Source organism: Methylobacterium organophilum (assembly GCF_022533465.1).
Taxonomy (GTDB): Bacteria; Pseudomonadota; Alphaproteobacteria; order Rhizobiales; family Beijerinckiaceae; genus Methylobacterium; species Methylobacterium organophilum.
The window spans coordinates 278,328-301,564 of record NZ_CP092848.1 but is presented as its reverse complement, the minus strand read 5'-3'; the positions used below and the strand labels follow the sequence as shown (position 1 = coordinate 301,564).

Annotated in this window: 20 protein-coding genes; 3 read left to right on the top strand and 17 right to left on the bottom strand. The window is 70.1% G+C overall.

Annotated features, from left to right (window positions below; all coding sequences use genetic code 11):
* Position 1 precedes the first annotated feature (1 nt).
* Positions 2 to 712 (bottom strand): chemotaxis protein, encoded by a 711-nt coding sequence (locus MMB17_RS01405; RefSeq protein WP_241100810.1) that lies wholly within the window; start codon positions 710 to 712, stop codon positions 2 to 4.
* 222 nt (positions 713 to 934) lie between these two features.
* Between MMB17_RS01405 and MMB17_RS01400 the strand changes: the two genes are divergently transcribed.
* A complete protein-coding gene (locus MMB17_RS01400) occupies positions 935 to 1,708 on the top strand; it encodes a L,D-transpeptidase (RefSeq protein WP_241100809.1) in 774 nt (257 codons plus the stop codon).
* Positions 1,709 to 1,804: 96 nt separating this feature from the next.
* Here the strand turns inward: MMB17_RS01400 and MMB17_RS01395 are convergent, their stop codons facing one another.
* The 8 genes from MMB17_RS01395 to MMB17_RS01360 form a co-directional block, all read right to left on the bottom strand.
* Positions 1,805 to 2,560, bottom strand: coding sequence for a DUF2076 domain-containing protein (locus MMB17_RS01395; RefSeq protein ID WP_241100808.1), 756 nt, complete (start codon positions 2,558 to 2,560; stop codon positions 1,805 to 1,807).
* 293 nt (positions 2,561 to 2,853) lie between these two features.
* The gene (locus MMB17_RS01390) at positions 2,854 to 3,726 is read right to left on the bottom strand and encodes an outer membrane protein (RefSeq protein WP_241102308.1); all 873 of its coding nucleotides are present in this window, start codon (positions 3,724 to 3,726) and stop codon (positions 2,854 to 2,856) included.
* A gap of 329 nt (positions 3,727 to 4,055) precedes the next feature.
* Positions 4,056 to 4,823 carry a peptidoglycan editing factor PgeF gene (gene pgeF, locus MMB17_RS01385; protein WP_241100807.1) on the bottom strand — a complete coding sequence of 256 codons (768 nt, stop codon included), beginning with the start codon at positions 4,821 to 4,823 and terminating at the stop codon, positions 4,056 to 4,058.
* 43 nt (positions 4,824 to 4,866) lie between these two features.
* Positions 4,867 to 5,949: a class I SAM-dependent methyltransferase gene (locus tag MMB17_RS01380; protein ID WP_241100806.1), complete on the bottom strand. Its 1,083-nt coding sequence runs from the start codon at positions 5,947 to 5,949 to the stop codon at positions 4,867 to 4,869.
* Positions 5,946 to 6,836, bottom strand: coding sequence for a prolipoprotein diacylglyceryl transferase (gene lgt / locus MMB17_RS01375; protein ID WP_238309662.1), 891 nt, complete (start codon positions 6,834 to 6,836; stop codon positions 5,946 to 5,948). Before lgt ends, MMB17_RS01380 begins: the two co-directional genes overlap by 4 nt.
* Positions 6,837 to 6,944: 108 nt before the next feature.
* On the bottom strand, positions 6,945 to 7,931 hold the full coding sequence (locus MMB17_RS01370; RefSeq protein ID WP_241100805.1) for a catalase family peroxidase: 987 nt from the start codon (positions 7,929 to 7,931) through the stop codon (positions 6,945 to 6,947).
* A gap of 119 nt (positions 7,932 to 8,050) precedes the next feature.
* On the bottom strand, positions 8,051 to 9,301 hold the full coding sequence (locus MMB17_RS01365; protein WP_241100804.1) for a DUF2336 domain-containing protein: 1,251 nt from the start codon (positions 9,299 to 9,301) through the stop codon (positions 8,051 to 8,053).
* Positions 9,298 to 10,137, bottom strand: a complete 840-nt coding sequence (locus MMB17_RS01360; protein ID WP_241100803.1) for a response regulator — start codon at positions 10,135 to 10,137, stop codon at positions 9,298 to 9,300. The genes MMB17_RS01365 and MMB17_RS01360 overlap by 4 nt, the downstream gene beginning before the upstream one ends.
* 347 nt (positions 10,138 to 10,484) lie before the next feature.
* On the opposite strand from MMB17_RS01360, the gene MMB17_RS01355 reads away from it, so the two are divergent.
* Positions 10,485 to 11,162 carry an MgtC/SapB family protein gene (locus tag MMB17_RS01355; protein WP_241100802.1) on the top strand — a complete coding sequence of 226 codons (678 nt, stop codon included), beginning with the start codon at positions 10,485 to 10,487 and terminating at the stop codon, positions 11,160 to 11,162.
* Between the two features lie 4 nt (positions 11,163 to 11,166).
* On the opposite strand, the gene ilvA is transcribed toward MMB17_RS01355, so the two are convergent.
* From ilvA to MMB17_RS01330, 5 genes are all read right to left on the bottom strand, one after another.
* Positions 11,167 to 12,699, bottom strand: a complete 1,533-nt coding sequence (gene ilvA, locus MMB17_RS01350) for a threonine ammonia-lyase, biosynthetic (protein ID WP_241100801.1) — start codon at positions 12,697 to 12,699, stop codon at positions 11,167 to 11,169.
* Between the two features lie 112 nt (positions 12,700 to 12,811).
* A complete protein-coding gene (locus MMB17_RS01345) occupies positions 12,812 to 13,339 on the bottom strand; it encodes a PilZ domain-containing protein (protein ID WP_241100800.1) in 528 nt (175 codons plus the stop codon).
* Between the two features lie 318 nt (positions 13,340 to 13,657).
* Positions 13,658 to 14,002 carry a diacylglycerol kinase gene (locus MMB17_RS01340; protein WP_238309669.1) on the bottom strand — a complete coding sequence of 115 codons (345 nt, stop codon included), beginning with the start codon at positions 14,000 to 14,002 and terminating at the stop codon, positions 13,658 to 13,660.
* Positions 13,999 to 15,045, bottom strand: a complete 1,047-nt coding sequence (locus MMB17_RS01335; protein ID WP_241100799.1) for an AbrB family transcriptional regulator — start codon at positions 15,043 to 15,045, stop codon at positions 13,999 to 14,001. Before MMB17_RS01335 ends, MMB17_RS01340 begins: the two co-directional genes overlap by 4 nt.
* 79 nt (positions 15,046 to 15,124) lie before the next feature.
* Positions 15,125 to 16,078, bottom strand: coding sequence for a LysR substrate-binding domain-containing protein (locus MMB17_RS01330; RefSeq protein WP_241100798.1), 954 nt, complete (start codon positions 16,076 to 16,078; stop codon positions 15,125 to 15,127).
* A gap of 136 nt (positions 16,079 to 16,214) precedes the next feature.
* Here MMB17_RS01330 and MMB17_RS01325 point away from each other — a divergent pair, with 136 nt between their 5' ends.
* On the top strand, positions 16,215 to 17,804 hold the full coding sequence (locus tag MMB17_RS01325) for a catalase (protein ID WP_238309672.1): 1,590 nt from the start codon (positions 16,215 to 16,217) through the stop codon (positions 17,802 to 17,804).
* Between the two features lie 158 nt (positions 17,805 to 17,962).
* Here the strand turns inward: MMB17_RS01325 and MMB17_RS01320 are convergent, their stop codons facing one another.
* The 3 genes from MMB17_RS01320 to MMB17_RS01310 form a co-directional block, all read right to left on the bottom strand.
* Positions 17,963 to 18,709, bottom strand: coding sequence for a BA14K family protein (locus tag MMB17_RS01320; protein ID WP_241100797.1), 747 nt, complete (start codon positions 18,707 to 18,709; stop codon positions 17,963 to 17,965).
* A 115-nt stretch (positions 18,710 to 18,824) separates the two neighbouring features.
* Positions 18,825 to 19,904 carry an HD-GYP domain-containing protein gene (locus MMB17_RS01315; RefSeq protein WP_241100796.1) on the bottom strand — a complete coding sequence of 360 codons (1,080 nt, stop codon included), beginning with the start codon at positions 19,902 to 19,904 and terminating at the stop codon, positions 18,825 to 18,827.
* Positions 19,905 to 20,091: 187 nt separating this feature from the next.
* A complete protein-coding gene (locus MMB17_RS01310) occupies positions 20,092 to 23,229 on the bottom strand; it encodes an efflux RND transporter permease subunit (protein ID WP_241100795.1) in 3,138 nt (1,045 codons plus the stop codon).
* Positions 23,230 to 23,237: the final 8 nt, after the last annotated feature.

The following is a 23,237-nucleotide window of genomic DNA, read 5'->3' as shown; positions in this document are numbered from 1 at the left end:
GTCAGTCGAACAGGGCGTCGATATCACACTGATCGACGTGGCCCGGGTCCTCGGCGAGTTTCGGCCCGTTGAGGAGGGAGCTCTCGTCGTCGATGGCGGGGGCGACCTCGGTGACGTCGAGGAGTTCGCGGAAGCTGTCGAGACCGCTCCAGGCCTCGATCATCCGGTCGAGATGCTCCTCGATGAACTTGAGCACGTTGACGATCTTGTTGATGCGCTGGCCGGTCAGATCCTGGAAGTTGCAGGCCTCGTAGGCGACGATCACCCGATCGAGGATGACGTCGAGGTTGCCCTGGTGCGCTCTCGTCAGCCGGGCGCTGCGCAGCATGCTGGCGTTGTTCTCGATCTCCTCCAGGGCTCCGAGGATCGTGGAGGTCGCACGCTCGGTCGATTCGACGACGGCGTCGAGCTCGCCGGCAACGCGGCGCATGCCTTTGCCGTTGCTCTCGGAGCGGTGGAGCGTCGCGATCTCCTTCTTCGTGCGGGTGATCGCCTCCTTCATGAGGTCGAGCTCGCCCCGCATCGCGAAGGCCTCGTTCAGCTCTCGCCGGCAGGCGTCGATGGTCTCGCCGGCACTCGAGAGGGTGATCTTCCGGAGATCCTGAATGGCGGTCAGGATCTCGCCGACCCGCGGGTCACTGCCGTTGCTGCCGGAAGGCGAGGGCGTGCCGAGGCCGAGGCTGTCTTCGATCCGATAGCGTTTGTTCATCATGGCAGGCGGCCCGAGCGAAGAGCGGTCGACACGCAGACTTCGCGCAGAGTGCTTTCGATTTGCTGAAGGCGCGGCGAGGAAGTGTGAATTCATGCATCGTTGACGAAAATCTCGAATCCCCGATCCGCCGGGTGCCCCTCGGCGCGATTCACCACGTTCCTTCACCGCTTCGAGGCCAGGCCGAATCGATGCTCCCGTCCAAAGGCGAGTGGAGCGAAGGCGATGCGTGCAGGTGTGGGGGCGGCCCTCGCCCTTCTCTTGGTGTGCGGGAGCGCGCAGGCGCAGACCGCGGGTCAATATGGCGGCGGCTTCATCGAGTTCCTGATGACGGGCGGCGGTCCGGCCCCGGCCTATCGCGGTGGCCCGCGGGTGCCGGATGACGGCGTGCTGCCCGGCCATTCGGCCGCCTACGGCTATGGCGGCCCGGGTGCACCACGCTACGCGGCCGCCGACCCGGCGGATCCGTATCGGCCGATGCCCGAGCCCCGTCGCACGCGGATGGCCGCCCTGCCGCCGGACATGGCAGGCGAGGAACGAATCGCCCGCGCGCCCGACGCACGCTTCGCCCGGCAGGTGGTCGCCTTCGAGGGCCGGCAGCGTCCCGGCACCATCGTGATCGATACCGAGGCGAAGTTCCTCTACCTCGTCCAGTCCGGGGGGCAGGCGATCCGCTACGGAATCGGGGTCGGCCGGCCTGGCTTCGTCTGGACGGGCACCAAGACGATCAGCCAGAAGCGGGAATGGCCGGACTGGACGCCCCCGGCCGAGATGATCCTGCGCCGCCCCGATCTCCCGCGGCACATGGCGGGCGGCCCCGAGAACCCGCTGGGCGCCCGGGCGCTTTATCTCGGCTCGTCGCTCTACCGGATCCACGGCACCAACGAGCCGCACACGATCGGCCAGAACGTCTCCTCGGGCTGCATCCGCATGATGAACGAGGACGTCATCGACCTCTACGAGCGTACGCCGGTCGGCACGCGGGTCGAGGTGCTCTGACCCGTCTGGACACTACGGACCGACGAAAAACCCCGCCGCCGGGGAAACCGGCGGCGGGGTTTTCTTCATCGGATGCCTGCGAGCGGCGAGACCAGATCAGACCCAGTCGTCGTCCCCGCCGCCATCGCCGAAATCGGCGCCCGGATCGTCGAAGGAGGCGTCCTGGAAGCCGTCATTGCCGCCGCCGAGGGCGGAACCGAGATCCTGGTCGCTGCCGCCGCCGAAATAGTTGTTCTCGACGATGGTCTCGCCCCCGCCCGCCAGGCCTGCGGCGGACGCGCTGCCGAGCTGGGAATGGCCGCCGGCGAAGGCGTTGGAGAGCGCGCTGCCGAGCAGCATGCCGCCCGCGGCACCGGCCGCCATCGGAAGCGCGGTGGCGAGGAAGCCGCCGCCCCGGGCCGGCTGCTGCGGCTGGCCGCCCCACGGGCCTCCCTGCGGACCACCATAGCCGCCCTGCGGGGGATAGCCGGGCTGGCCGCCATAGCCACCCTGCGGGCCGTAGCCGGGAGGAGGAGCCGCGCCGTAGCCGCCCTGATTGCCCCAGGGCTGGCCGGCCGGCCGTTGCTGCTGCGGCTCGGGACGGGAGCCGCCGCCGAAGATGCTGGACAGGAAACCGCCGCCGCCGGACGATTGCGGCTGCGGGGCGCGACGCGCCTCCTCGAGCTGCTGGTTGAGGCTCTTGATCGCCTCTTCCTGCACGTAGATCAGCTGCGCCATCGCGTAGGGCGCGTAGGGCTGGCTTCGCAGCTTGTCGGCGATGAAGCGCTCGGCGTCGGCGTCGCGCGGCTGGTTCGAGGCCTGCTCGAGCCGCTGAAAGATGCCGTTGATGATCTCGCGTTCTTCGCTGTTCATCGACCCTTCCTCCTGAAGGCAGGCGGCCGCGCCACCCTGCGTCGGGTCAGGAGATGGGGGGAGCAGGGCGAATTGTCAGGGGGCTTGAGCGTTTTCGACGGGGGCGGAGCGCCCGGCCAACCGAATTTTTTTTGCTGCGAGAGAGCGGGACTTGGCGCCGGAAGCCGTCTCCTGCGCCGGCGGAGCAGGATCGGAACGAAAAAAGCCCGGCTCTCGCCGGGCTTTCTCTGGAAGTGCGCGCGACCGAACGGATCGGGCGCGGTCGCGCGGGGATCGTTTCTCGTCGTTTTGGCTCAGTACGAGCCGAACTTGTAGTTGATGCCGGCGCGGACGACCGCGAACTCGGTATCGCGGACCTGACGGCCGCCGCTGACGAGCACGACGCCCGGGCTGGTGACGCTGACGGTGCGGCCGATCGTGTCGGTCGCGAAGGCGCCGTTGCCGGCCGAGCCGCGGTCGAGGTTCACGTACAGACCTTCCACCTTCAGGGTCACGGCGGACGACTTGAAGAAGTTCAGGAAGGAGTCGGTCGGGAGCGCGTACTCGACGCCACCGCCGGCGACCCAGCCGGTCTGGAAGTCGTCGGAGGACACCCCGGTGCCGAAGTCGCGGCCGCCGCCCGAGCCGTAGGCGAAACCGCCGGTGCCGTAGACGAGGGTGCGGTCGAAGGCGTAGCCGAGACGACCGCGGACGGTGCCGAAGTAGTCGAGGCCCGACAGGCCGTTCGGGTTGAACACCTGCGTGGCGGCCAGCGGCGCGGTGGAGAGGAAGCGGTTCCGGTTACGGCCGAAATCCGCGTACTGGGCGTCGGCCTCGACACCGATCACGAAGCCGGAGCCCGGGGTGAACTGATAATTGTAGCCGATCTGACCACCGCCAACGAAGCCTTCGTTGTTGTTGCGGTTGTTGAAGGCGATGACGGCGGTCGTGCCGGCCGGGACCAGACCCGAGGCGGCGTTCACGCCGAGCACGGTCGGGGTCCGGTCGTCATTGGTGCCGAAGCCGTAGCCGGCGTTGAAACCCGCGTAGAAGCCCGTCCAGGTGAAGACCGGAACCGGGGTGAAGACCGGCGGGGGAGCCGCACGGCGCGGCAGGTCGGCAGCGAAGGCAGAGCCTGCGAAAGCAATGCCGGCAAGGGCGGTCGCACCGCGAAGAATAGCTTTCATCATCTGGTCCTCTGATCTGTGCGGTCGCGTCATTCCTGACGTCGTTCCCGCACGGTTCCCCGTATCTATTGCAGCAGCCTGAGAGATGCTGTTGCGAACCGATCACGCCGACCGTCGCGAAAACGGCCCCTTTGTGGCGCTGACCGGAAACCCCTCAGCAGCTTAACCGTAAAACGCCACCGAACGGTCAAGGTTCACTTGCTGTGGAGCTTTTTCTGCCTGGTTTCGTGGACAGATTGTCGCAGCTGATTGCCGCGAACGCCGAAGCGGCCCGGACACTGAACAGGCCCGGGCGGCATGGCACTGTGCGGCAGCGCACGCGGTCGAAATCAGGGAGTCAGCGCAATCGCGGAAATCAGGCGGCCATAGTCGCTCTCGGCCCGGTGCGTGGCGCGGCGATAGCTGTAGAAGCGCTCCGGATCCGCGTAGGTGCACAGACCGAGGGAAACCGCTTCCGCCACGCCCGCCTGCTGAAGCCGCGCCAGGATGAAGCCCGGGAGGTCGAACTGGGCATGGCCGGGGCGGCCGTCGACGAAGAAGCGCTCCGATCCCGGTGCTTCCGCCCGGAAGCGCTCCACGAATTCCACACCCACTTCGTAGGAGGCCTGGGCGATCGTCGGCCCGAGCACCGCGACGATGCGCTCGCGCCGGGCGCCCAGCGCCACCATGGCGGCGACCGTCGCTTCGATGACCCCGCCGAGGGCGCCCTTCCAGCCGGCATGGGCGGCGCCGACGACCCGGCCCTCCGGATCGGCGAAGAGGAGCGGACCGCAATCGGCCGTGGCGATGCCGAGCACGATGCCGGGCACCCGGGACACCATGCCGTCGGCCTTTGGACGGCCGTCCAGGGGAAAGGGGGCCTCGACGGTCACCACGTCGGCGGAATGGACTTGGTAGAGACTGACGAGATTGGCTGCCGGAAGGCCGAGCTGCGCGCACATCCGGGCCCGGTTCTCGGTCACCCGCTCCGGCGCGTCCCGGGAGCCGATGCCGCCGTTCAGCGAGGCGTAGAGCCCCTCCGAGACGCCGCCCTGCCGGGTGAAGAAGGCGTGCCGGATGGCGGAATGGGAAGAGAGCTCGGGCGCTTCGATGAACATGGGTCGGTCTCTCTCGTCGGTGGCGCCGGGCTTGCGGGACGATTCAGGCGGCAGCGGGGAGGGCGGGCAGCGCGGCAAGCGCGGGACCACTCAGCGCGAGCACCTTGAACAGCGCCCCCATGCCCCGCCGGGATGGATCGGTCAGCCGGGCGACGGCGGCGTCGATCGCCTCCGCCTGCGCAGGCGTCGCCTTCGCCTTGAGCCGGTCCGCCCGCAGGGGCAGGCCGAGGGCGAGGAGGAAGTCGCGTTGGTCGACGGGGCCGTGCACGAGAGCACCTTCGGCCGTCGCCGCCTGGGTGAGGGCTGTGAAGTCGACGTGGGTGGTGAGGTCCGCCTCGCCTGGGGCCGCGAGAGGATCGGCAAAGCGATGGCCCGCGAGCGCCTGGAAGCTGTCTCCGAAGCCCGGACGCGTGTGGCCGTAGTCGATGACGAGGCCGGCTCCGTCCTGCCGCGCGAGGCGGCGGCCGAGGCGGCGGGCGAGGTCGAGCCCCGCCGCCGGCACCGTCAGCAGGACGCCGGTCGGGCCGGCCCGGTCGAGTCCCGGCGTCGGCTCCGGGGCGAGGCCGAAGCGCAGGGCCGTGCCGTCCTCGGACAGCCCGATCCGGCGTTCGCACCAGCCGCGCGTCGTCCGCTCGAACTGGCGCACCGGCAGGGCATCGAAGAACTCGTTGGCGAGCACGATCGCCGGGCCGTCCGGAACCGTCTCGACGGTGTCGTGCCAGGCGACGGGAAAGCCCGCGCCGTCCAGGCGCTGCCGCTGGGCCGCGCGCAGCACCGGGCTCGTCTCGACGAGATGGATCGAGAAGGCTGCCCCCGGCGCGGCGGCCCGCAGGGCCCGCAGGGCATCCGCCATCAGCGTGCCGCGCCCGGGGCCGAGCTCCACGAGGTGCAGGGGGCCGTCATGGCCCATGGCGGCCCGGGTGGCCGCGACCCAGACGCCGATCAGTTCGCCGAACATCTGGCTGATCTCGGGGGCGGTGACGAAGTCGCCGGCCCGGCCGAGGGGATCGCGGGTCCTGTAATAGCCGTGCTCCGGGTGCCCGAGGCACAGGGCCATGTAGCGGTCGAGCCCGATCGGGCCGCCGTCGCGGATCTCCTGCGCGATCAGCCGGAACAGCGGCGTCAAATCTGCCCCGCCTCGGCCTGGACCTCGCCGCGGCTCGCCCGCGGCCGGGTCACGCCCCGGGCGGCCAGGACGATGTAGGTCAGCCCGACGATCGCCATCGGCACGCAGAGCAGCATGCCCATGGTGACGCCGCCCCCGAGGGGGCCGACATCGTGGCCGAACAGGAAGCCGAGCTGCTTGTCCGGCTCGCGGAAGAACTCGCAGAACGTGCGGGCGACGGCATAGCCGAGCACGAAGATGCCGCCGAGCAGGCCGGGCTTGCGGAAGCCGAAGCGGTTCACGGCGACCGCCATCACGATGAAGAGCAGGAAGCCCTCCGCCGCCGCCTCGAAGAGCTGGCTCGGATAGCGGGGGATGTCGCCACCGGTGGGGAAGACGATGGCGTAGGGGAAGTCCGGCGCTGCGCGGCCCCAGAGTTCCCCGTTCACGAAATTGGCGATGCGGCCGAAGAACAGGCCGATCGGTACGACCACGGCGGCGATGTCGAGCATCGTGTAGCCGTTGAGCCCGCGGGAGCGCGCGAAGAGCAGGAGCGCCAGGATCGCCCCGAGGAAGCCGCCGTGGAAGGACATGCCGCCGTTGCGGATCGCCAGGATCTCGAGCGGGTCGTGGAGATAGAGCGGCAGGTTGTAGAACAGCACGTAGCCGATGCGGCCGCCCAGCACGACGCCGAGCGCCACCCAGACCACGAGATCGTCGATATCGGCGAGCGTCGGGCGCTTGACCACGCCCCAGAGCCGGTCCGCGGAGACGAGGCGGCGGGCATAGAACCAGCCGCCGATCAGCCCCGCGATGTAGGACAGGGCGTACCACTTGATCTCGATCGGGCCGAGGGAGACCGCGACCGGGTCGATGGCCGGGAAGGGAATGGCGAGCAGCGGCGGCATCGGTCGTCGGCCTTGCGTGACGGGCGCCGGGGATTGCACCCGGCGCCGGGGGAGCGTCAACCCGGGCCGCCCCTCCCGCGCGGCCCGCGCGGCCCGCGCTTTGGCGGCTTACTGGGCGCGCTTGCCGAAGGAGACAGCATAGGACTGCACCCGCGTGTCGATCAGCGGATCGTCCGAGACCTCGATCCCGTCGGCGAGCGCGTTCGGCATGAACAGCAGCGCCTTCTCCGCCTGGGCGCTGTCCGCCACGGGCTTCGTCAGCGTCAGGGTGCCGAGCTCGACGGTCTTGCGATCCTCGGGCCAGGGCTTGGTCGCGTCGTTCGTGGCATCGCCGGCCTGCGCGAGCTGGGCGAGGACGCGGTAGCTCACGGGCTCCTTGCCGATCCGCTCGACGATCTCGCGCATCAGGAAGTCCGGCGCCTGCTTGGCGGCCTCGTCCTTGGACAGCGATTCCTCGCCGGCCACGGGCACGAAGCGGTAGCGGAAGGCCTGGCGCTTGCCGGCGGCATCGACGAAGACGAAGGCGTTGACGCCGTTGAAGGTCTGGCGGGCCAGGCTCGACGGCGTGCCGGCGGTGCCGCCCGCGGTGCCCGCCGCGGGATGCGCCTTCACGAAGGTTTCGATCGGGGTCGGATGCGGCACGTCGGGGCCGCTCTCGGAGACGGCCTTCAGGAGATCGCGGAACTCCTCGCCGGTGCGCACGGGGAAGTATTTCAGGGCGTTGACCACCACGTCCATCTCGCCGCCCTCGGCGAGCTTGAACTTGATCGCCATGCCGTGGGGATTGGCGTTGGCCGCGCCGTCCGGGATCGCCGGCAGGCCGGTGGCGTCCGAGAAGCGGACGGTGACGGGCACGGCCGGTCCCTTGAACACGGAGGCCTTGCTCAGGCCCGCGGCCTCGGGGGCGGGGGTGAACGTCCCCTCGACCACGACGCCCTTGGCATGATTGGCCCGCAGGCCGGCATGCTGGCCCCAGAGCTTGTTCATGATCCCGACGATCTGCTCCGCCGTCGAGGCGTCCTGCGCCATCGCCGGGCCGGCGAGGGCGACGGTCGCGGCCAGAGTGAGGGCACGGGCGAAACGAATCGACGTCATGGGCGCAGGATCCACGTTGGCGCCTTCGGACCGGGCGCATCGGGCGGCCCCGCTTCTCGCAGATTTCGGTCTCATTCCAAAGAAGGGACCGCATCCTTCGCCGCCGCGGCGGCGCGACGTCACGCCGCTTGCCCGGCCTTGGCCAGACGTCGGGGCGAGAGCGCGGCTTCCACCGGTCGCGGCAGCGCCGGGGGAGAGGTCTCGCGCCCCCTGCCGTCCAGCATCTCGCCCCAGGCCGTTCCCGGGCGCAGGGCGAAGGCCGCCACGCCCATCGGGGTGAGGCGAAGCCGCAGCAGGCGACGCGCCGAGAGCGGCGACAAGGTCCGCGTCAGCTCGTAGGCCTCCGCGATCGCGGAGCGTGCCGCCTCGGGCCCGTGCCCGAAGAGCAGCAGCGATTTCACCGTCGCCCAGGGATAGCCGCAGCCGTGCAGGATCAGGGCGATCGAACGGCCGTCCACCTCGTCGTAGGCCGCCACGACGACGTCGACCGGGAGGGTGGCTTGGCAGGCGACCGCCGCAAGGGCGTCCTCGATCCGCTTCACGCTGAGCCAGCGGTTGATCATTCCGGGGCTCACCGGCGCTTTGTCGAACCGCTCGGCGATGAAGGCTTGAGAGGCCCGGAAGCGGTCCAGGCGTCCGGAGGCGGCCGTGGCCGGCTTGGCCTTCGCCCAGGTCAGCAGGGCCGTGAACTGCTGGGCGGGCAGACGATTGGCGGCGAGCGCCTCCTGCGCGCGCCGTTCCGCCAGGGCCGCGAGGGCGCCGTAATAGCCTTCGGGCAGATCCCGTCGTCGTGTCAGGACGAGGGCGACGGCCTCGCTCTCGCCCGCGTGGCGGAGAAACGCGCCGAAGCCGGCCGGGGAGATGGCGGCATCACGATTGCCCGCGAGGATCGTCGCGACGCCGGCGCTGCCATGCTCGAGCAGCAGGTCGCTCAACGCCGCATCGACGGGAACGCGCTGTGCGAGGGCACGGCGATGGTCGTCGCTGCAGGAGAGGGCAACCTGGCAGAGGACGTCCTCGGACAGGCTTCTGCAGCGCTTGAGGAGGGGCTCGGATACCGCCCCGTCCACGTCCTGGGCGAGTCTGGCCGAGGTGCGCGGTGGGCCGCGCCGGAGGGGAGCGAGGCCCTCGGCGAAGGCCGTGCGCGCGGCGGTGTCGACCTCGGAGAGCAGATTGTTGAGCAGGTTGTCGTAGGCGGCCTTGCTTTCTGGCGGCAGACAGGACCAGCGCTTCACCAGGAGATCGACGGACCGCAGCACGAGCGCCGACTGGACCGATGGATCGCGGCAGGCGAGGGCCGCTTCGATTTCGCTGATGAGGGCCTCGAACCGACGGCTCGTGTAGGGATGCCCCCCGCCCGGTGGCATCATCGAGGATGCCTTTTGAGCCCGGCGGTGTTCGCGCTCCCGCTCTCGAGGACGCGCCGCTCCTCCGCGTGGAGCGCGTTGATCAGGTAAGGTCGCCAGAGACCGAAGGCTTCGTGGAGCATCTTGTCGATTTCCGCGAAGCCGAAGGGCTTCTGCAGGAAGCCGGAGATGCCGAAGGTCGAGAATTGCCGGGTGAGGCCGGGGTCGATCGTGCGGCCCGACAGGATGATCTTGGCCTCCGGATGCCGGTCGTTGAGGCGGCAGGCGACTTCCAGGGCGGGAAAGTCGGGCAGATTCGTTTCCACGAAGGCGAGGTCGATCGTCGTGCGTTCGATCATGCGCAGGGCTTCGCGTCCGCCGGTCACCTCGCAGATCTCGAAGCGGAAGCGGCTGTCCGCCAGCAGCCGGCCGATCAGCGCCCGGGTCTCGCGGCCCGGATCGGCGACCAGCAGCGACAGCTTGCGGCGAAGCACCCGGCTCGCCTCCACGACGCGGCCGACATGGGACGCCCGCAGAGGTTTCAGCACGACGTCGTAGGCACCGATGCGCTTGGCGACGAAGGGCCATTGCGGCGACAGCAGGTCGGTGACGAGAACGATCAGACAGTTTCCCCCCTGCGCCTCGCTCCAGGTGACGAGGTTCAGCCCGTCCATCCGGGGCAGGATCGAGTCGATGAACAGGATGTCGATTCCGCCGCCGGCCAGAACCGTCTCCAGGGCGCGCCCGTCGGCAATCTCGGTGACCTGGGCGTCGGGCGCCGCGGCCACGGCGGCTTCGCTGACGGCCAGCCGGACTTCCTCGTCGGCGTCGGCGATCACGATCTTCAGACTGGACGGCAAAACGGTGCGGCTCCTGGCGGCGGCGATCGACGACCCGCGCCCCGGGTAGGGTCTCTGGCTTCGTAAGGGTGGACGTGAAGACTTGAACATTTGGTTTGCGCAGCCCGACAGCAAAACGAGGCGCACAGCGTTTTCTGGCCTATCTCAATATTCGTTCGTTTTTTCCCGACCTGATTGCATGTGCTGTGGTCGATCCATTTGTGGGTGTCGCCTCCGGCGGCAGGCTGCGAAATCCTGCCGCTGGGACCGGAGCTCGGAGGACCGCGTGCCGCGCATCGCGGCGGGGTCGGCTTTTCGACCGGGAGCGCTAGAGTCCGGGGACGACGTCAGGGTCGGAGGGAGCTGGCTTGCTCGGCAATACGGAGATGGTCGCACGCCTGATGCTCGCGGCGGCGATGGGCAGCGTCATCGGGTTCGAGCGTGAGCGCCTGCTCTGGGCGGCGGGCCTGCGCACGCACATGCTGGTCTGTGTCGGCGCCTGCCTGATCATGCTCGTCTCCGCCTTCGGCTTCGACAGCGTGCTCGGGCAGAAGAACGTCGTGCTCGATCCCTCCCGCGTGGCGGCGCAGGTCGTCTCGGGCATCGGCTTCCTCGGGGCGGGCACGATCCTGCTGCGCGGGGAGGTGGTGAAGGGGCTCACCACCGCCGCGAGCCTCTGGGCGGTGGCGGCGATCGGGCTCGCCGTGGGGGGCGGGCTCTACGTGCCGGCCGTCGCCACGACGGTGCTGGTCGTGGCGATTCTGGCGGGCGTCAAGCCGATCGAGGAGCGCTGGCGTGACCGGATGCAGACGCGGGAGCTGCAGGTCGCCGCCAAGCGCGGGGCGCTCACCCTCGACACGCTGCACGCGATCACCGGCGAGCGGGCGGCCCGCATCCGCCAGTTCGTGGTGCGCCCCGGGGAGGATCCGGAGATCGAGGAGGTCACGATCGCCTTCGCTCGCCTGTCCCGGGCCGGTATCGCCCTCATCGCCCGGCGCCTGCGCGAGCATCCGGCGGTGGTCCGGGTGGAGGAGGCGGGCGGCTGAGCCCTCAGGCGTCGCCCTCGTCGAGGCCGCCGTCGAGGAAGAGGCGATAGGCCGGGTTCTCGGTCTCGTCGTAATACGGGTAGCCCAGCGCCTCGAGGGCGTCCTCGAAGGCGGTGCGGACATCGGGCGGGACGTCCATCCCGGCGAGCACACGGCCGTAATCGGCGCCGTGGTTGCGGTAGTGGAACAGGGTGATGTTCACGCGCTCGCCCAGCGCGTCGAGGAACTTCATCAGCGCCCCGGGCCGTTCCGGGAACTCGAAGCGGTAGAGCCGCTCGTTCGCGATCCCGACCGAGCGGCCGCCGACCATGTAGCGCACATGCACCTTGGCCATCTCGTTGTCGCTGAGATCGACCACGCGGTAGCCGCCCTGCTTCAGGGAGGCGACGAGGGATTGCCGCTCCGCCTTGCCGCCGGGCAGGTTGATGCCGACGAAGATCTGCGCCTCGGCGCCCTCCGCGTAGCGGTAGTTGAACTCGGTGATGGCGCGGGGGCCGAGGGCCGCGATGAAGGCGCGGTAGGCGCCGGGCCGCTCCGGGATGGTGACGCCGAGCAGCACCTCGCGCTCCTCGCCGATCTCCGCGCGCTCGGCGATGTGACGGAGACGATCGAAGTTGAGGTTGGCGCCCGAGGAGATGGCGATCAGCGTGCCGGCCCCGGGATTCGCCTCGGCATAGGCCTTGGCGCCGGCCAGGCTCAGGGCGCCCGAGGGCTCGGAGACGGCGCGGGTGTCGTCGAAGATGTCCTTCACGGCGGCGCACATGGCGTCGGTGTCGACGGTGATGACGCCGTCGAGATGCTCCCGGCAGAGCCGGAAGGTCTCCTCGCCGACCTGGCGCACCGCCACGCCGTCGGCGAACAGGCCGACGCTCGGCAGGATCACCCGCTCGTCCGCCGCGAGGGCGGCCTTGAGGCAGGCGGCGTCGTCCGGCTCGACGCCGATCACCTTGGTCTCGGGCCGCAGGAACTTGACGAAGGTGGCGATGCCGGCGGCGAGCCCGCCGCCGCCCACGGGCACGAAGATCGCCTCGATCGGGGCGGAATGGTGCTCCAGGATCTCCTTGCCGATGGTGCCCTGGCCGGCGATCACCTCCGGGTCGTCGAAGGGATGCAGGAAGGTCAGGCCCTGCGCCGCCTCGAGGCGGCGCGCCTCGGCCAGGGCCTCGTCGAAGGCGTCGCCGTGCAGGATCACCTCGGCGCCCCGCGCCCGGCAGGCATCGACCTTGATGGAGGGGGTGGTGCGCGGCATCACGATCACCGCCCGCAGGCCCAGCTCCTGCGCGCCCAGCGCCACGCCCTGCGCGTGGTTGCCGGCGGAGGCGCAGATGACGCCCCGCGCCCGCTGCGCCTCGGTGAGCCCGGCCATCTTGTTGTAGGCGCCGCGCAGCTTGAACGAGAAGACCGGCTGCAGGTCCTCGCGCTTGAGCAGCACCGGGCGGCCGAGGCGCTTCGACAGCCGCGGCATCGGGTCGATGGGGGTCTCCTTCGCGACGTCGTAGACGCGGGCGGAGAGGATCTTGCGGATGTAATCGGTCACGGGGGCGTCTATCGGCTTCGCGGGCCGCCGGGGCGGCCGCGGCGAGGCGGCCGGACCGGCGCGAGCCCCGCACTTACCCCCTCCGCGGATCAGATGCGAGGGCCGCGCCGCCTCAGAGCGTGATGGCCTCCGTCACCCGGGCCGGGTCGAGGGGCGTCAGGAAGGCCGCGCCGACGCCCTCGGCGAAGCAGCGCACCACCGTGGCCTCGGTCGTGCCGATCCGGATTCGGCTCCCCACCTCCACGGCCTCGTCGAGATGCAGGGCGGCACCCGTGGCCGAAACGTTGAGCAGGCGGCCGCTGACGACGAGGCCGGATTCGAGCCGGATCTGCGTTTCCGTCTGACGGGGAACGACGCGCCAGGCCGCGCGGGTGCGCTCTTCCGGCGGGTGCTGCTGCCGGGACAGCTCCAGGAGATCCTGGGCGATCACCGCGCTGCGGTTGCGTCCTACCGCGATGCGGACGGTGAAGGAATGCGGCCCGGTGGCGACGATCCGGCTCTCGAGCACGCCGATATGCCGGATGCTGCAGGTCAGGGTCTCGTCGACGGTCGGCACGGTCGCCGAGCGGAACCGGATGCCGTCGCGGGACACGTCGTCGGTGACCGCGTAGAAATCCGCGCGCTGACGATTCCAGCACATGACTGGCAAAATAATTCTATATCGGACCGAGGGCGGGTTGGCGGACATCGGACCCATGGTTCTGAAGCCAAGGGTTATGGCGAGGTGGCTCTTTCGATGATCTCGCTGCGATGAATAAAATTGCTGAATTCACCGCTCGCGAGAATATGATGTCGATGGTTCGCGCGATGATTGTCTTTCGATGCGAGGGCTATGTGCCGGGAGCATCGGGGGTTTTCGAAACGGACGCGCTGTGGAGCCCGATCGCGCGATCCGCCCGCATGACTGCCCTGCGGAAGGCGAGGGGATTCATCGCCTTCGCCGAGGCGTGCGGCCGCTTCAGAACCGATCGATCACGGCCGCGAGCCAGATCAGGGCGGCGAGGGCCTGGCTCGCGAAGGCCCCGGCCGAGGCGAGATCCTTGACGATGCCGATCCGGTCGTGGCGCCCCGGATGCAGGTGGTCGCAGAGCTTCTCGATCGCCGTGTTGAGGAACTCCGCGCAGAGCATCAGGAGCAGGCCCGCGAGCAGCGCGACCCGCACCCACAGCGTCTGGCCGAGCAGCAGCGCCGCGGGCAGGCCGAGGACGAGCAGCAGCAATTCCAGGCGGATCGCCCGCTCGGTGCGGGCGCCGTGGACGAGGCCGCGCCAGGAATTGAGGAAGGCGAGATAGAGCGCCTTCACCGGGCGGCTTCCATGCGAGAGATCCAGCGGGCGAGGAGCGGCCCGGTGACGAGCACCACGAACAGCCGCAGGGTCTGCACGGCGAGCACGAAGGGCACGTCGGCCCGGGCGCCCACGGCGATGACCGCGACGGAATCGAGGCCGCCGGGGCTGGTGGCCAGGAAGGCGGTCAGGAAGTCGATGGGCAGCAGGAAGGTGAGCCCGTAGGCCCAGCCGCCGCAGAGCAGGATCACCGCCGCCGTCGCGACCAGGATGCCCGGCAGGGCATGGAGCGTCTGGCGCAGGGTCTCGCGGGTGAAGCGCAGGCCGACATACCAGCCGATCCCGGCATAGGCCGCCTCCAGGAGAAAGGCGGGCAAGGCCAGGGTGAGCGTGCCGGTGGCGTGCAGCAGGGCGCCGAGCAGCATTGGCCCGATCAGGGGCGCCGCGGGCAGGCGCAGGGCGCCGGCCACGCCCGCGCCGAGGGCGGCCACCGCGAGGGTCGCCGCTACGGAGACCGCATCGAGCCGCTCGCCGATCGTGGGCGTGCCGCCCTCGGCGTCGCCGGAAACGAGGCGGGTCACCAGGGCTGCGCTGAAGACGACGGCGGCGACGCGGACATATTGCATGAAGGCGACAAGGCGCGGATCGGAGCCGTAGGCCTCCGACATCGCCACCATCGCGGCGGCCCCGCCGGGGGAAGAGCCCCAGGCGGCGGTGGTGCCGGGCAGGACGCGCAGCCGCGTCAGCGCCCAGCCGACCACGCCGCCCGCGGCGACCGTGACCAGCACCACCGCCAGCATGAGGAGGCCGTCGTCGAGGATCGTGCCGACGATCTCCGCGGTGACCGCATGGGCGACGAGGCAGCCGATCAGGGCCTGGGCCGCCTGGAAGCCGAGCCGGGGGACGCGCAGCGCCGCGCCGGAGACGCCGAAGGCGATGGCCGCGATCATCGGCCCGAGCAGCGTCGCGGCCGGAAAGCGCGCCTGGTTCAGTCCGTAGGCGAGGAGGGCGGAGACGGCCAGAAGCGCCGCCCAGCGGCCGGCCTTGCGCGGATCGTACACGGGAGACGCGACTGTCGGAGGAATGCGCCCGGCTACACCGCCGGGAGGGCGCTGTCACCCTGCCTGTTCCCGCCGGGGCTCAGGCGAGCGCGGCCGATGCCTCGTCCTTGGCATCGTCGCGGCAGGGGGCGGTGGCGGGTGGGGTATGGGCGCGGAAGAAGGCGGCGAGATGCTCGAGCCCGTCCGCCCGCGGGTCGCTGGAGCGCCAGGCGAGGGCGACGGTGCGGCCGGGGCCGTCGAGGTCGAAGGCGCGGGTCACGGTCAGGCCGCTCGGGTCCGGCCCCGGCGGCACGGCGAGCGCCGGGAGCAGGGTGTAGCCGGCCCCGGCGGCCACCATCGAGCGCAGGGTCTCCAGGCTGGTGGCGTGGCGGCCCGCGGCGCTGCCGGCGCCGCAGGCGGCGATGGTCTGGTCGCGCAGGCAATTGCCCTCGTCGAGAAGCAGCAGGTCCGGCCCGGCGATGTCGGTCGCCCGCAGGGCGCCGCCATGGGCGAGGGCGTGATCGGCGGGGCAGGTCAGCAGGAAGGGCTCCACGAAGAGCGGCGACAGGGTGAGCCCGGAGGCGGCCACCGGCAGGGAGATGAGCGCGGCGTCGATGCGCCCGTCGCGCAGGCCGTCGAGGATCTCCGCGGTGCGGGCCTCGCTGAGGGCGAGGGACAGCAGCGGGAAATCCTGGCGCAGGCGCCGCAGCACCAGGGGGAAGTAGTAGGGCCCGAGCGTCTGGATCGCGGCGAGAACCAGCCGGCCGGTCAGGGGCGAGCCGCGGCCCTCCGTGGCCAGGGCGAGCAGCCTCTGGGCCTCGCCCAGCACGATCCGGGCCTGCCGCACGATCGCCTGGCCGGCGGTGGTGAGGAGCACGCGGCGGTTCGACCGCTCGAACAAAGTCAGGCCGAGGGCCGTTTCCAGTTTGCGGACCTGGACGCTCAGGGTCGGCTGGCTGACGTTGCAGCGCTCGGCCGCCCGCCCGAAATGCCCCTCGTCGGCGACCGCGACCACGTATTCGAGATCGCGCAGGGACAGGCCGGAAAGATTCATAGGCTGCGCCTATCACAATCTTTGCGACGATGCATTTGCCAACGTGTCGGGCGGCCGTCATACCTGTGAACCAGAAAGGTTCCAGGGTGCCGCGCGGTGCCCCGGCGCCCGACGCCTTCCAAGGAGAGAGTATCGCATGAGCGAGAACCGCCCGATTCTGACGACCCGCCAGGGTCATCCCGTCCGTGACAACCAGAGCCTGCGCACGGTCGGCGAGCGGGGGCCTGCGACCCTCGAGAACTACCAGTTCATCGAGAAGATCACCCATTTCGACCGCGAGCGGATCCCCGAGCGCGTGGTCCATGCCCGCGGCGCCGGCGCCCACGGCTATTTCGAGGCCTACGGCAAGATCGGCGACGAGCCGGCCTCCAAGTACACCCGCGCCCGCGTCCTCAACGAGACCGGCGTGAAGACCCCCGTCTTCGTGCGCTTCTCGACCGTGGCCGGCGCCAAGGAGAGCCCGGAGACCGAGCGCGATCCGCGCGGCTTCGCGGTGAAGCTGAAGACCGTCGACGGCAACTGGGACCTCGTGGGCAACAACCTCAAGGTCTTCTTCATCCGCGACGCGATCAAGTTCCCCGACATGATCCACGCGTTCAAGCCGGATCCGGTGACGAACCGGCAGGAGGCGTGGCGCTTCTTCGACTTCGTGGCCCAGCACCCCGAGTCGATCCACATGGTGACCTGGCTGAAGTCGCCCTGGGGCATCCCGGCCAATTACCGCGAGATGGAAGGCTCGGGCGTCAACACCTACAAGCTGGTCAACGACCAGGGCGAGGCGGTGCTCTGCAAGTTCCACTGGATCCCGAAGCAGGGCGTGCGCAACCTGACCTCGGCCCAGGCCGCCGAGATCCAGGCCAAGGACGTCGGTCACGCCACCCGCGACCTCTACGACAACATCTCCGCCGGCAACTTCCCCGAATGGGAGTTCGCGGTGCAGATCATGCCGGACGGCCCGAACGACCACCTCTCGTTCGACCCGCTGGACGACACGAAGCGCTGGCCCGAGGACCAGTTCCCGCTGCTGAAGTGCGGCCGCATGGTGCTCGACCGGGTGCCGGACAACTTCTTCGCGGAAGTCGAGCAGTCGGCCTTCGGCACGGGCGTGCTCGTCGACGGCGTCGACTTCTCGGACGACAAGATGCTGCAGGGCCGGACCCTGTCCTACTCGGACACGCAGCGCTACCGCGTCGGCCCCAACTACCTCCAGCTGCCGATCAACGCGCCGCAGCCGGGCGTGAAGGTCTATTCGAACCAGCGCGACGGCCAGATGACCTACGCCGTCGACGGCACGGGCCCGAACAAGCACATCAACTACGAGCCCTCCACCCTGGCCGAGGGCCTGCGCGAGGCGCCCAAGCGCAAGGAGTACCACCAGGCGGTTGAGGGCAATCTCGGCCGCTACCAGACCTCCCGCACCGAGGACGACTACGCCCAGGCCGGCCACCGCTACCGGACCTTCGAGGACTGGGAGCGCGAGGATCTGATCGCCAACCTCGTGGCCGACATGAAGCAGTGCCCGGAGCCGATCCAGCTGCGGATGGTCTGGCACTTCTGGCACGCCGACGAGGATTACGGCCGTCGCGTCGCCGAGGGCGCCGGGATCGATCTGGAGAAGGCCAAGGCCCTGCCGCCGCTGCCGGGCCGCGCCGCCCCGCACAAGCGCCTGACGCCCGAGACCTATACCGAGGGCGGCAACGCCCCGCACAAGGTCGCCGCCGAGTAAGGCGACGGGCCATCCATGAAAAAGCCCCGCCCGACCGTCAGGTCGGGCGGGGTTTCTTTTTGGGGCCGGGGAAGTGCCGGACCGGCGCCTCCCCGTTCCTGCGGATGGCCTTTTCGGCAAGGCCGGCGCGCAGCGTCCGAGCCCGAGTCCCGACCTTATTACGGGCAGGAACGGCGCACGCCGCGCCGGACGATGTAGGTCTGGCTCTGCGGGTCGTAGGTCTTGAAGCGGCGGGCGCATTCCGCCACCGCGTCGTCGAAGCCGCCGGGCGCCACGCCCGTCTCGACCGTCTCCGTGCCGTAATAGCCGGCGGGCGCGTAATAGCCGTTGTCGTAGCCGTATCCGTATCCGTAGCCATAGCCCGGATCGCCGTAGAGGCCGGCACCGTAGAGACCGCCCGCCGCGAGGCCGAGCCCGGCTCCCACGCCTAAGCCGAGGCCGAGACCGCCATAGCCCCGGCGGTGCCATCCGGCGTTCCGCCAGCGGTTGCCGCCGTACCAGCCGCGATTGCCGAGGCCGGGGCGGATCCCCGCGACGCCGTTGCCGAAGCCGGGGCGGCCCGCCCCGAAGCCGGGACGACCTGCGAAGCCGCCGGCACCGAGGCCGCCGCCACCCCCGCGGAAGCCGCCGCCGGCCAGTCCCGCTCCGCCGCCGCGGAAGCCACCGCCCCCGACCTCGGCGCCGCCACGGAAGCCACCGCCGGCCAGTCCGGCCCCGCCGCCACGGAATCCGCCGCCCGCCAGCCCGGCGCCACCACCGCGGAGACCGCCGCCGCCGCCACTGGCTCCGATGCCGCCGATGCCGCCGGTGGGCGCGGTGATCCCGCGGCCCTGGGCCTCGGCGAGCGCCGGAACGAGCAACAGCGCGCCGGCGGCGATTGCGGAAATTGTCGCGATACGTCTCATGAACACCACCTGGATTTGAAAAGTCAGCCCTTGCTCCTCCAACGCGCAGGCGAGGACTTCCTTCCATCCGGGCATGAAATCATCGCGCGCCGCCGCGTCGCCCGTCGCGGCGCCGTCAGGTCACGGGGTTCGGGCGCTCGGCTGCCGTTCGCGCGAAGATCGGCCGGTAGGCGCGCAGCAGATCGGGATCGAGCTGCCCGGCCATGCCCTGCATGAGCCGGGCGGCCTCCGCTGCCTTCATCGGCGGCCGGTAGACGCGCCGCTCGGTCAGGGCGGAATGCACGTCGCAGATCGCCACGAGGCGGACGAGGTCGCTGATTCCCCCGCCGGTGAGCGCGTCGGGATAGCCGCTGCCGTCGAGGCGCTCGTGATGCCAGCGGGCGACGTCCACGATCTCCCGCTCGAAGGTGCCGGCCGCCGCGAGCATCTCCGCCCCGAGGGCGGCGTGGCTGCGCATCACCCGCATCTCCCCTTCGTCGAGGGGGCCCGGCTTGTTCAGGATCGCCAGCGGGATCCGGGCCTTGCCCACGTCGTGCAGCAGCGCCGCCTTGGCGAGACGATGGCGATCCCGGAACGAGAAGCCGAGAAGGCCCGCGAACTCCGCCGAGAGCCCGGCCACGCTCAGGGAATGCTGGTAGACCGTGATGTCGTGGCGCCAGACGACGTCGAGCCAGGTGCGGATGCCGACCTCGGAGACGGCGTCGAGCACGATCTGCGTGCCCTCGTCCGCGTCTTCGACGCTGGGCGGCCGGCCCTGCGCCGCCGCCTCGAACAGCGAGGAGACGATCCCCGTCGCCGCGGCGATCCGGGCTTCGATCCGGCTCGTGCTCCGCTCGCGCCTTTGCGCGATCGCGCCCATCAGCAGCGGCACGATGCCGGAGGATGGGCTCTTGGGCGAGAGTACGTGGGTGGCGCGGAAGAACCGGGCCGTGCCGGTGTCCGAGCCGCCGTTGCCCCGGGCGAGATAGAGGCAGGGCGCGTCCTCGGAGCGGATGCGGGCCGCCAGCTGCTCGGCCCAGGCCGGGCGCTCCTCCGGATGCAGGGCGGCGTCGATGACGTAGGCGAGGGGTGCGGCGGCGGGCAGCCGCGTGCCGATCTCGATCACGTGGCAGGGCAGGACGACGGCGATGCCGCGCGCCATGCGTTCCGCCCGTTCACGGCGGTCCGAAACGACGAGGACGAAGCGATCCTTCATGGGCCTACGGCGGCGCGAAGGCACCGGGCACGCCGTTCGAGCACCGGATTTTCGGACCGTTCGAGGACGCTAACACGAAGTCGTTGAGAAAACCTCTCGTGTTTGATCGATCAGTTCAAGCGCGCTTTCACCCTGGGGCCGCCGATGAACTCCGGTCTTCATGCCGGGCCCCGTCTAAGCAGTTTGCCTATTCAGCTGCGACTTGACGTTCGAAGGCTCCGGGGGCGTTCGCCGCGGCGGCCGGGGGTACGTATCCGGTCTCGTCCTCGGGATCGTCGCGCTCGCCGACGAAGCGGCTGAACAACCGTACGAAGAGTCGTGACAGATCATCAACCAGAATGAAGATCGCCGGCACGAAGACCAGGGATAGACCAGTCGAGACGATCAGGCCGCCGATCACCGCCACCGCCATCGGCGCGCGGAACTCGCCGCCGATGCCGAAGGCCATCGCCGAGGGCACCATACCGGCAGCCATGGCGATGGTGGTCATCACGATGGGGCGCGCCCGCTTGCGGCCGGCATCGACGATGGCGCTCACCCGGTCGACGCCCCGGGCCATCTCCTCGATGGCGAAGTCTACCAGCATGATGGCGTTCTTCGTCACCACGCCCATCAGCATCAGGATGCCGATCACCACGGGCATCGAGATCGGCATGTGGCAGACGAGCAGGCCCAGGATTGCGCCGCCGATGGAAAGCGGCAGCGAGAACAGGATGGTCAGCGGCTGCAGGAAGTTGCCGAAGAGCAGAACGAGCACGCCGAAGACCATCATCAGGCCCGCCCCCATGGCGAGGGCGAAGCCTTCGAAGACCTCGCCCATCACCTCGGCGTCGCCGGTCTGCTTGATGGTGACGCCCTCGGGCAGGTTCTTCGCCGTCGGCAGCGCCATCAGACTCTCGATCAGCGAGCCCAGTGCGTCGGAGCCCTGCATGTCCGCCTCCAGCGCCACGCGCACGGTGCGGTCGTAGCGCTCGATCGAGGTCGGGCCGCGGCCCAGCGTGATGTCGGCCACCGTCGAGAGCGGCACCGCCGTGCCGCCCTTCACCGGAACCTTGAGCGCAGCGAGATCGGCGAGCGAGCCGCGCAGGCTCTCGGGCAATTGCACGCGGATCGGCACCTGCCGGTCCTTGGCGTTGAACTTGGCGAGGTTGGCGCCGATGTCGCCGATCGTGCCCACGCGCACGGTCTCCGCGATCAGGTCCGTCGAGACGCCGAGATCGGCCGCCACGCCCGGCTTCGGGGTGATGCGGATCTCCGTGCGGTCGAGGGGGGCCGTCGAGACAACGTTGACGAGGTGGGGCACGCTTGCCGCCTCGCGCTGCAGCCGGTCGGCGATGTCGGCGACCTGCTCCTTGTCCTGGCCGGAGACGATCAGGGCGAGGTCGCGCTGGCCGCCCTCGCGCAGGGCCCAGAAGCGGATGTCGGGCTCGTCCCGCAGGATGTCGCCGATCGCGACGTCGAGCGCCTTCTGCGTGCGCTCGCGGGTGTTCTTGGGCGTGAGGTTGATGGTGAAGGTGGCGAGCCGCACCTCCTTCTTGCCCGGTAACTGGCGGCCGCCATCGACGAAGACGCTGCGCACCTCGGGCAGCGCCCGGATCTTCTCGACCAGCCCGTCCGTCACCTGCTGCGTGTCGGCGAGCTTGGCGCCCGGCGGCAGCTCCACCACGAACATGGTGCGCGCCGCATCCTCTGCCGGGATGAAGCCCGCCGGCAGGAGCGCTGTCGAGGCGATGGAGCCGGCGAAGCAGGCGAGTCCCAGGACCAGCGTGACGTATTTGTGGCGCACCGACCAGGCGACGAGGCGGCCATAGGCCCGCATCACCGGCCCTTCTTTCTCCTCGTGGCCGTGGTCGCGCAAGAAATAGGCCGAGAGCAGCGGCGTGATGAGGCGCGCCACCAGCAGCGACATGAACACCGCCGCCGCGATGGTGAGGCCGAACTGCTTGAAATACTGCCCGGCAATGCCGCCCATGAAGGAGACCGGCGCGAAGATCGCGATGATCGTCGCGGTGATGGCGATCACCGCGAGCCCGATCTCGTCGGCGGCCTCCAGGGCGGCGCGGTAGGGCGACTTGCCCATCCGCATGTGGCGCACGATGTTCTCGATCTCGACGATGGCGTCGTCCACCAGGATGCCGGTCACCAGCGTGATCGCGAGCAGGCTCACCGCGTTGAGCGAGAAGCCCAGGGCGCTCATCGCCCAGAAGGTCGGCAGCACCGAGAGCGGCAGGGCGATGGCCGCGATCAGTGTCGCGCGCCAGTCCCGCAGGAACAGGAAGACCACGATCACCGCGAGCCCCGCGCCTTCGAGCAGGCCCATCATCGCGGAATGGTAATTGCCGATCGTGCCGGTGACGCTGGTGTCGATCAGGTCGAAATGCACGTTCGGATCGGCGGCCGACAATTCCTCGATCTTCCGGGCGACGGCGACCGAGACCTCGGCATCGCTGGCGCCCGAGGCGCGGGAGATGGCGAAGGCGACCACCGGCTCGCCGTTGAAGCGGGCGAAGGTCCGCGGCTCCTCGGCGCTGTCGACGAGGGTCGCGAGCTCGTCGAGCCGCACCTTGCGGCCGCCGGGCACGACGATCGAGGTGTTGGCCAGCGTCTCCAGGCTCGCCGAGCCGCCGAGCAGGCGGATCGACTGCTCGCCCTCCGCGAGCTCGCCGCGCCCGCCCGCCATGTCGGCGGAGGTGAGCCGCAATTGCCGGTTCACGTCCGCGGCGGTGATGCCCAGCGCCAGCAGCCGGTCGGGCTTGAGCATCACCCGGATCTCCCGGGCGACGCCGCCCAGGCGCTCCACGCCGCCGACGCCCTTCACCCCCTGGATCGAGCGGGCGACCACGTCGTCCACGTACCAGGACAGGTCCTCCGGCGTCATGGCCGGCGCGGAGGCGCCGTAGATCATGATCGGCAGGCCGGCGATGTCGACGCGGCTGATGATCGGCTCGTCGATGGTGCGCGGCAGGTTCATGCGCACCTTGGCGATCGCGTCCTTCACGTCGTTGACGGCGCGGTCGACGTTCACCTCCAGGCGGAACTCGATCGTGGTCACGGAAGAGCCTTCCGTGATGGTCGAGAGGATGTGCTTCACCCCCTTCACGCCGGCCACGGAATCCTCGACCCATTTCGTCACCTGGGTCTGCAGCTCGGAGGGCGCGGCGCCTCCCTGCGTGATCGTCACGGCGACGATCGGGATGTCGATATTCGGGAAGCGGGTGATCGGCAGGCTGCGGAAACTCACCAGCCCCAGCACCATCAGCACCAGGAACAGGACGAGGGGGGTGATCGGCTTTCGGATCGCCCAGGCCGAGATGTTGAGGCGCATCGGAGGCC

Excerpts from the sequence above, each read along its gene's own strand:
- MMB17_RS01405 (WP_241100810.1), bottom strand. The coding sequence starts at position 712 with ATGATGAACAAACGCTATCGGATCGAAGACAGCCTCGGCCTCGGCACG.
- MMB17_RS01400 (WP_241100809.1), top strand. The coding sequence starts at position 935 with ATGCGTGCAGGTGTGGGGGCGGCCCTCGCCCTTCTCTTGGTGTGCGGG.
- MMB17_RS01395 (WP_241100808.1), bottom strand. The coding sequence starts at position 2,560 with ATGAACAGCGAAGAACGCGAGATCATCAACGGCATCTTTCAGCGGCTC.
- MMB17_RS01390 (WP_241102308.1), bottom strand. The coding sequence starts at position 3,726 with ATGAAAGCTATTCTTCGCGGTGCGACCGCCCTTGCCGGCATTGCTTTC.
- pgeF (WP_241100807.1), bottom strand. The coding sequence starts at position 4,823 with ATGTTCATCGAAGCGCCCGAGCTCTCTTCCCATTCCGCCATCCGGCAC.
- lgt (WP_238309662.1), bottom strand. The coding sequence starts at position 6,836 with ATGCCGCCGCTGCTCGCCATTCCCTTCCCGGCCATCGACCCGGTCGCG.
- MMB17_RS01370 (WP_241100805.1), bottom strand. The coding sequence starts at position 7,931 with ATGACGTCGATTCGTTTCGCCCGTGCCCTCACTCTGGCCGCGACCGTC.
- MMB17_RS01365 (WP_241100804.1), bottom strand. The coding sequence starts at position 9,301 with ATGATGCCACCGGGCGGGGGGCATCCCTACACGAGCCGTCGGTTCGAG.
- MMB17_RS01345 (WP_241100800.1), bottom strand. The coding sequence starts at position 13,339 with ATGTGCTGGAATCGTCAGCGCGCGGATTTCTACGCGGTCACCGACGAC.
- MMB17_RS01330 (WP_241100798.1), bottom strand. The coding sequence starts at position 16,078 with ATGAATCTTTCCGGCCTGTCCCTGCGCGATCTCGAATACGTGGTCGCG.
- MMB17_RS01325 (WP_238309672.1), top strand. The coding sequence starts at position 16,215 with ATGAGCGAGAACCGCCCGATTCTGACGACCCGCCAGGGTCATCCCGTC.
- MMB17_RS01320 (WP_241100797.1), bottom strand. The coding sequence starts at position 18,709 with ATGAGACGTATCGCGACAATTTCCGCAATCGCCGCCGGCGCGCTGTTG.
- MMB17_RS01315 (WP_241100796.1), bottom strand. The coding sequence starts at position 19,904 with ATGAAGGATCGCTTCGTCCTCGTCGTTTCGGACCGCCGTGAACGGGCG.
- MMB17_RS01310 (WP_241100795.1), bottom strand. The coding sequence starts at position 23,229 with ATGCGCCTCAACATCTCGGCCTGGGCGATCCGAAAGCCGATCACCCCC.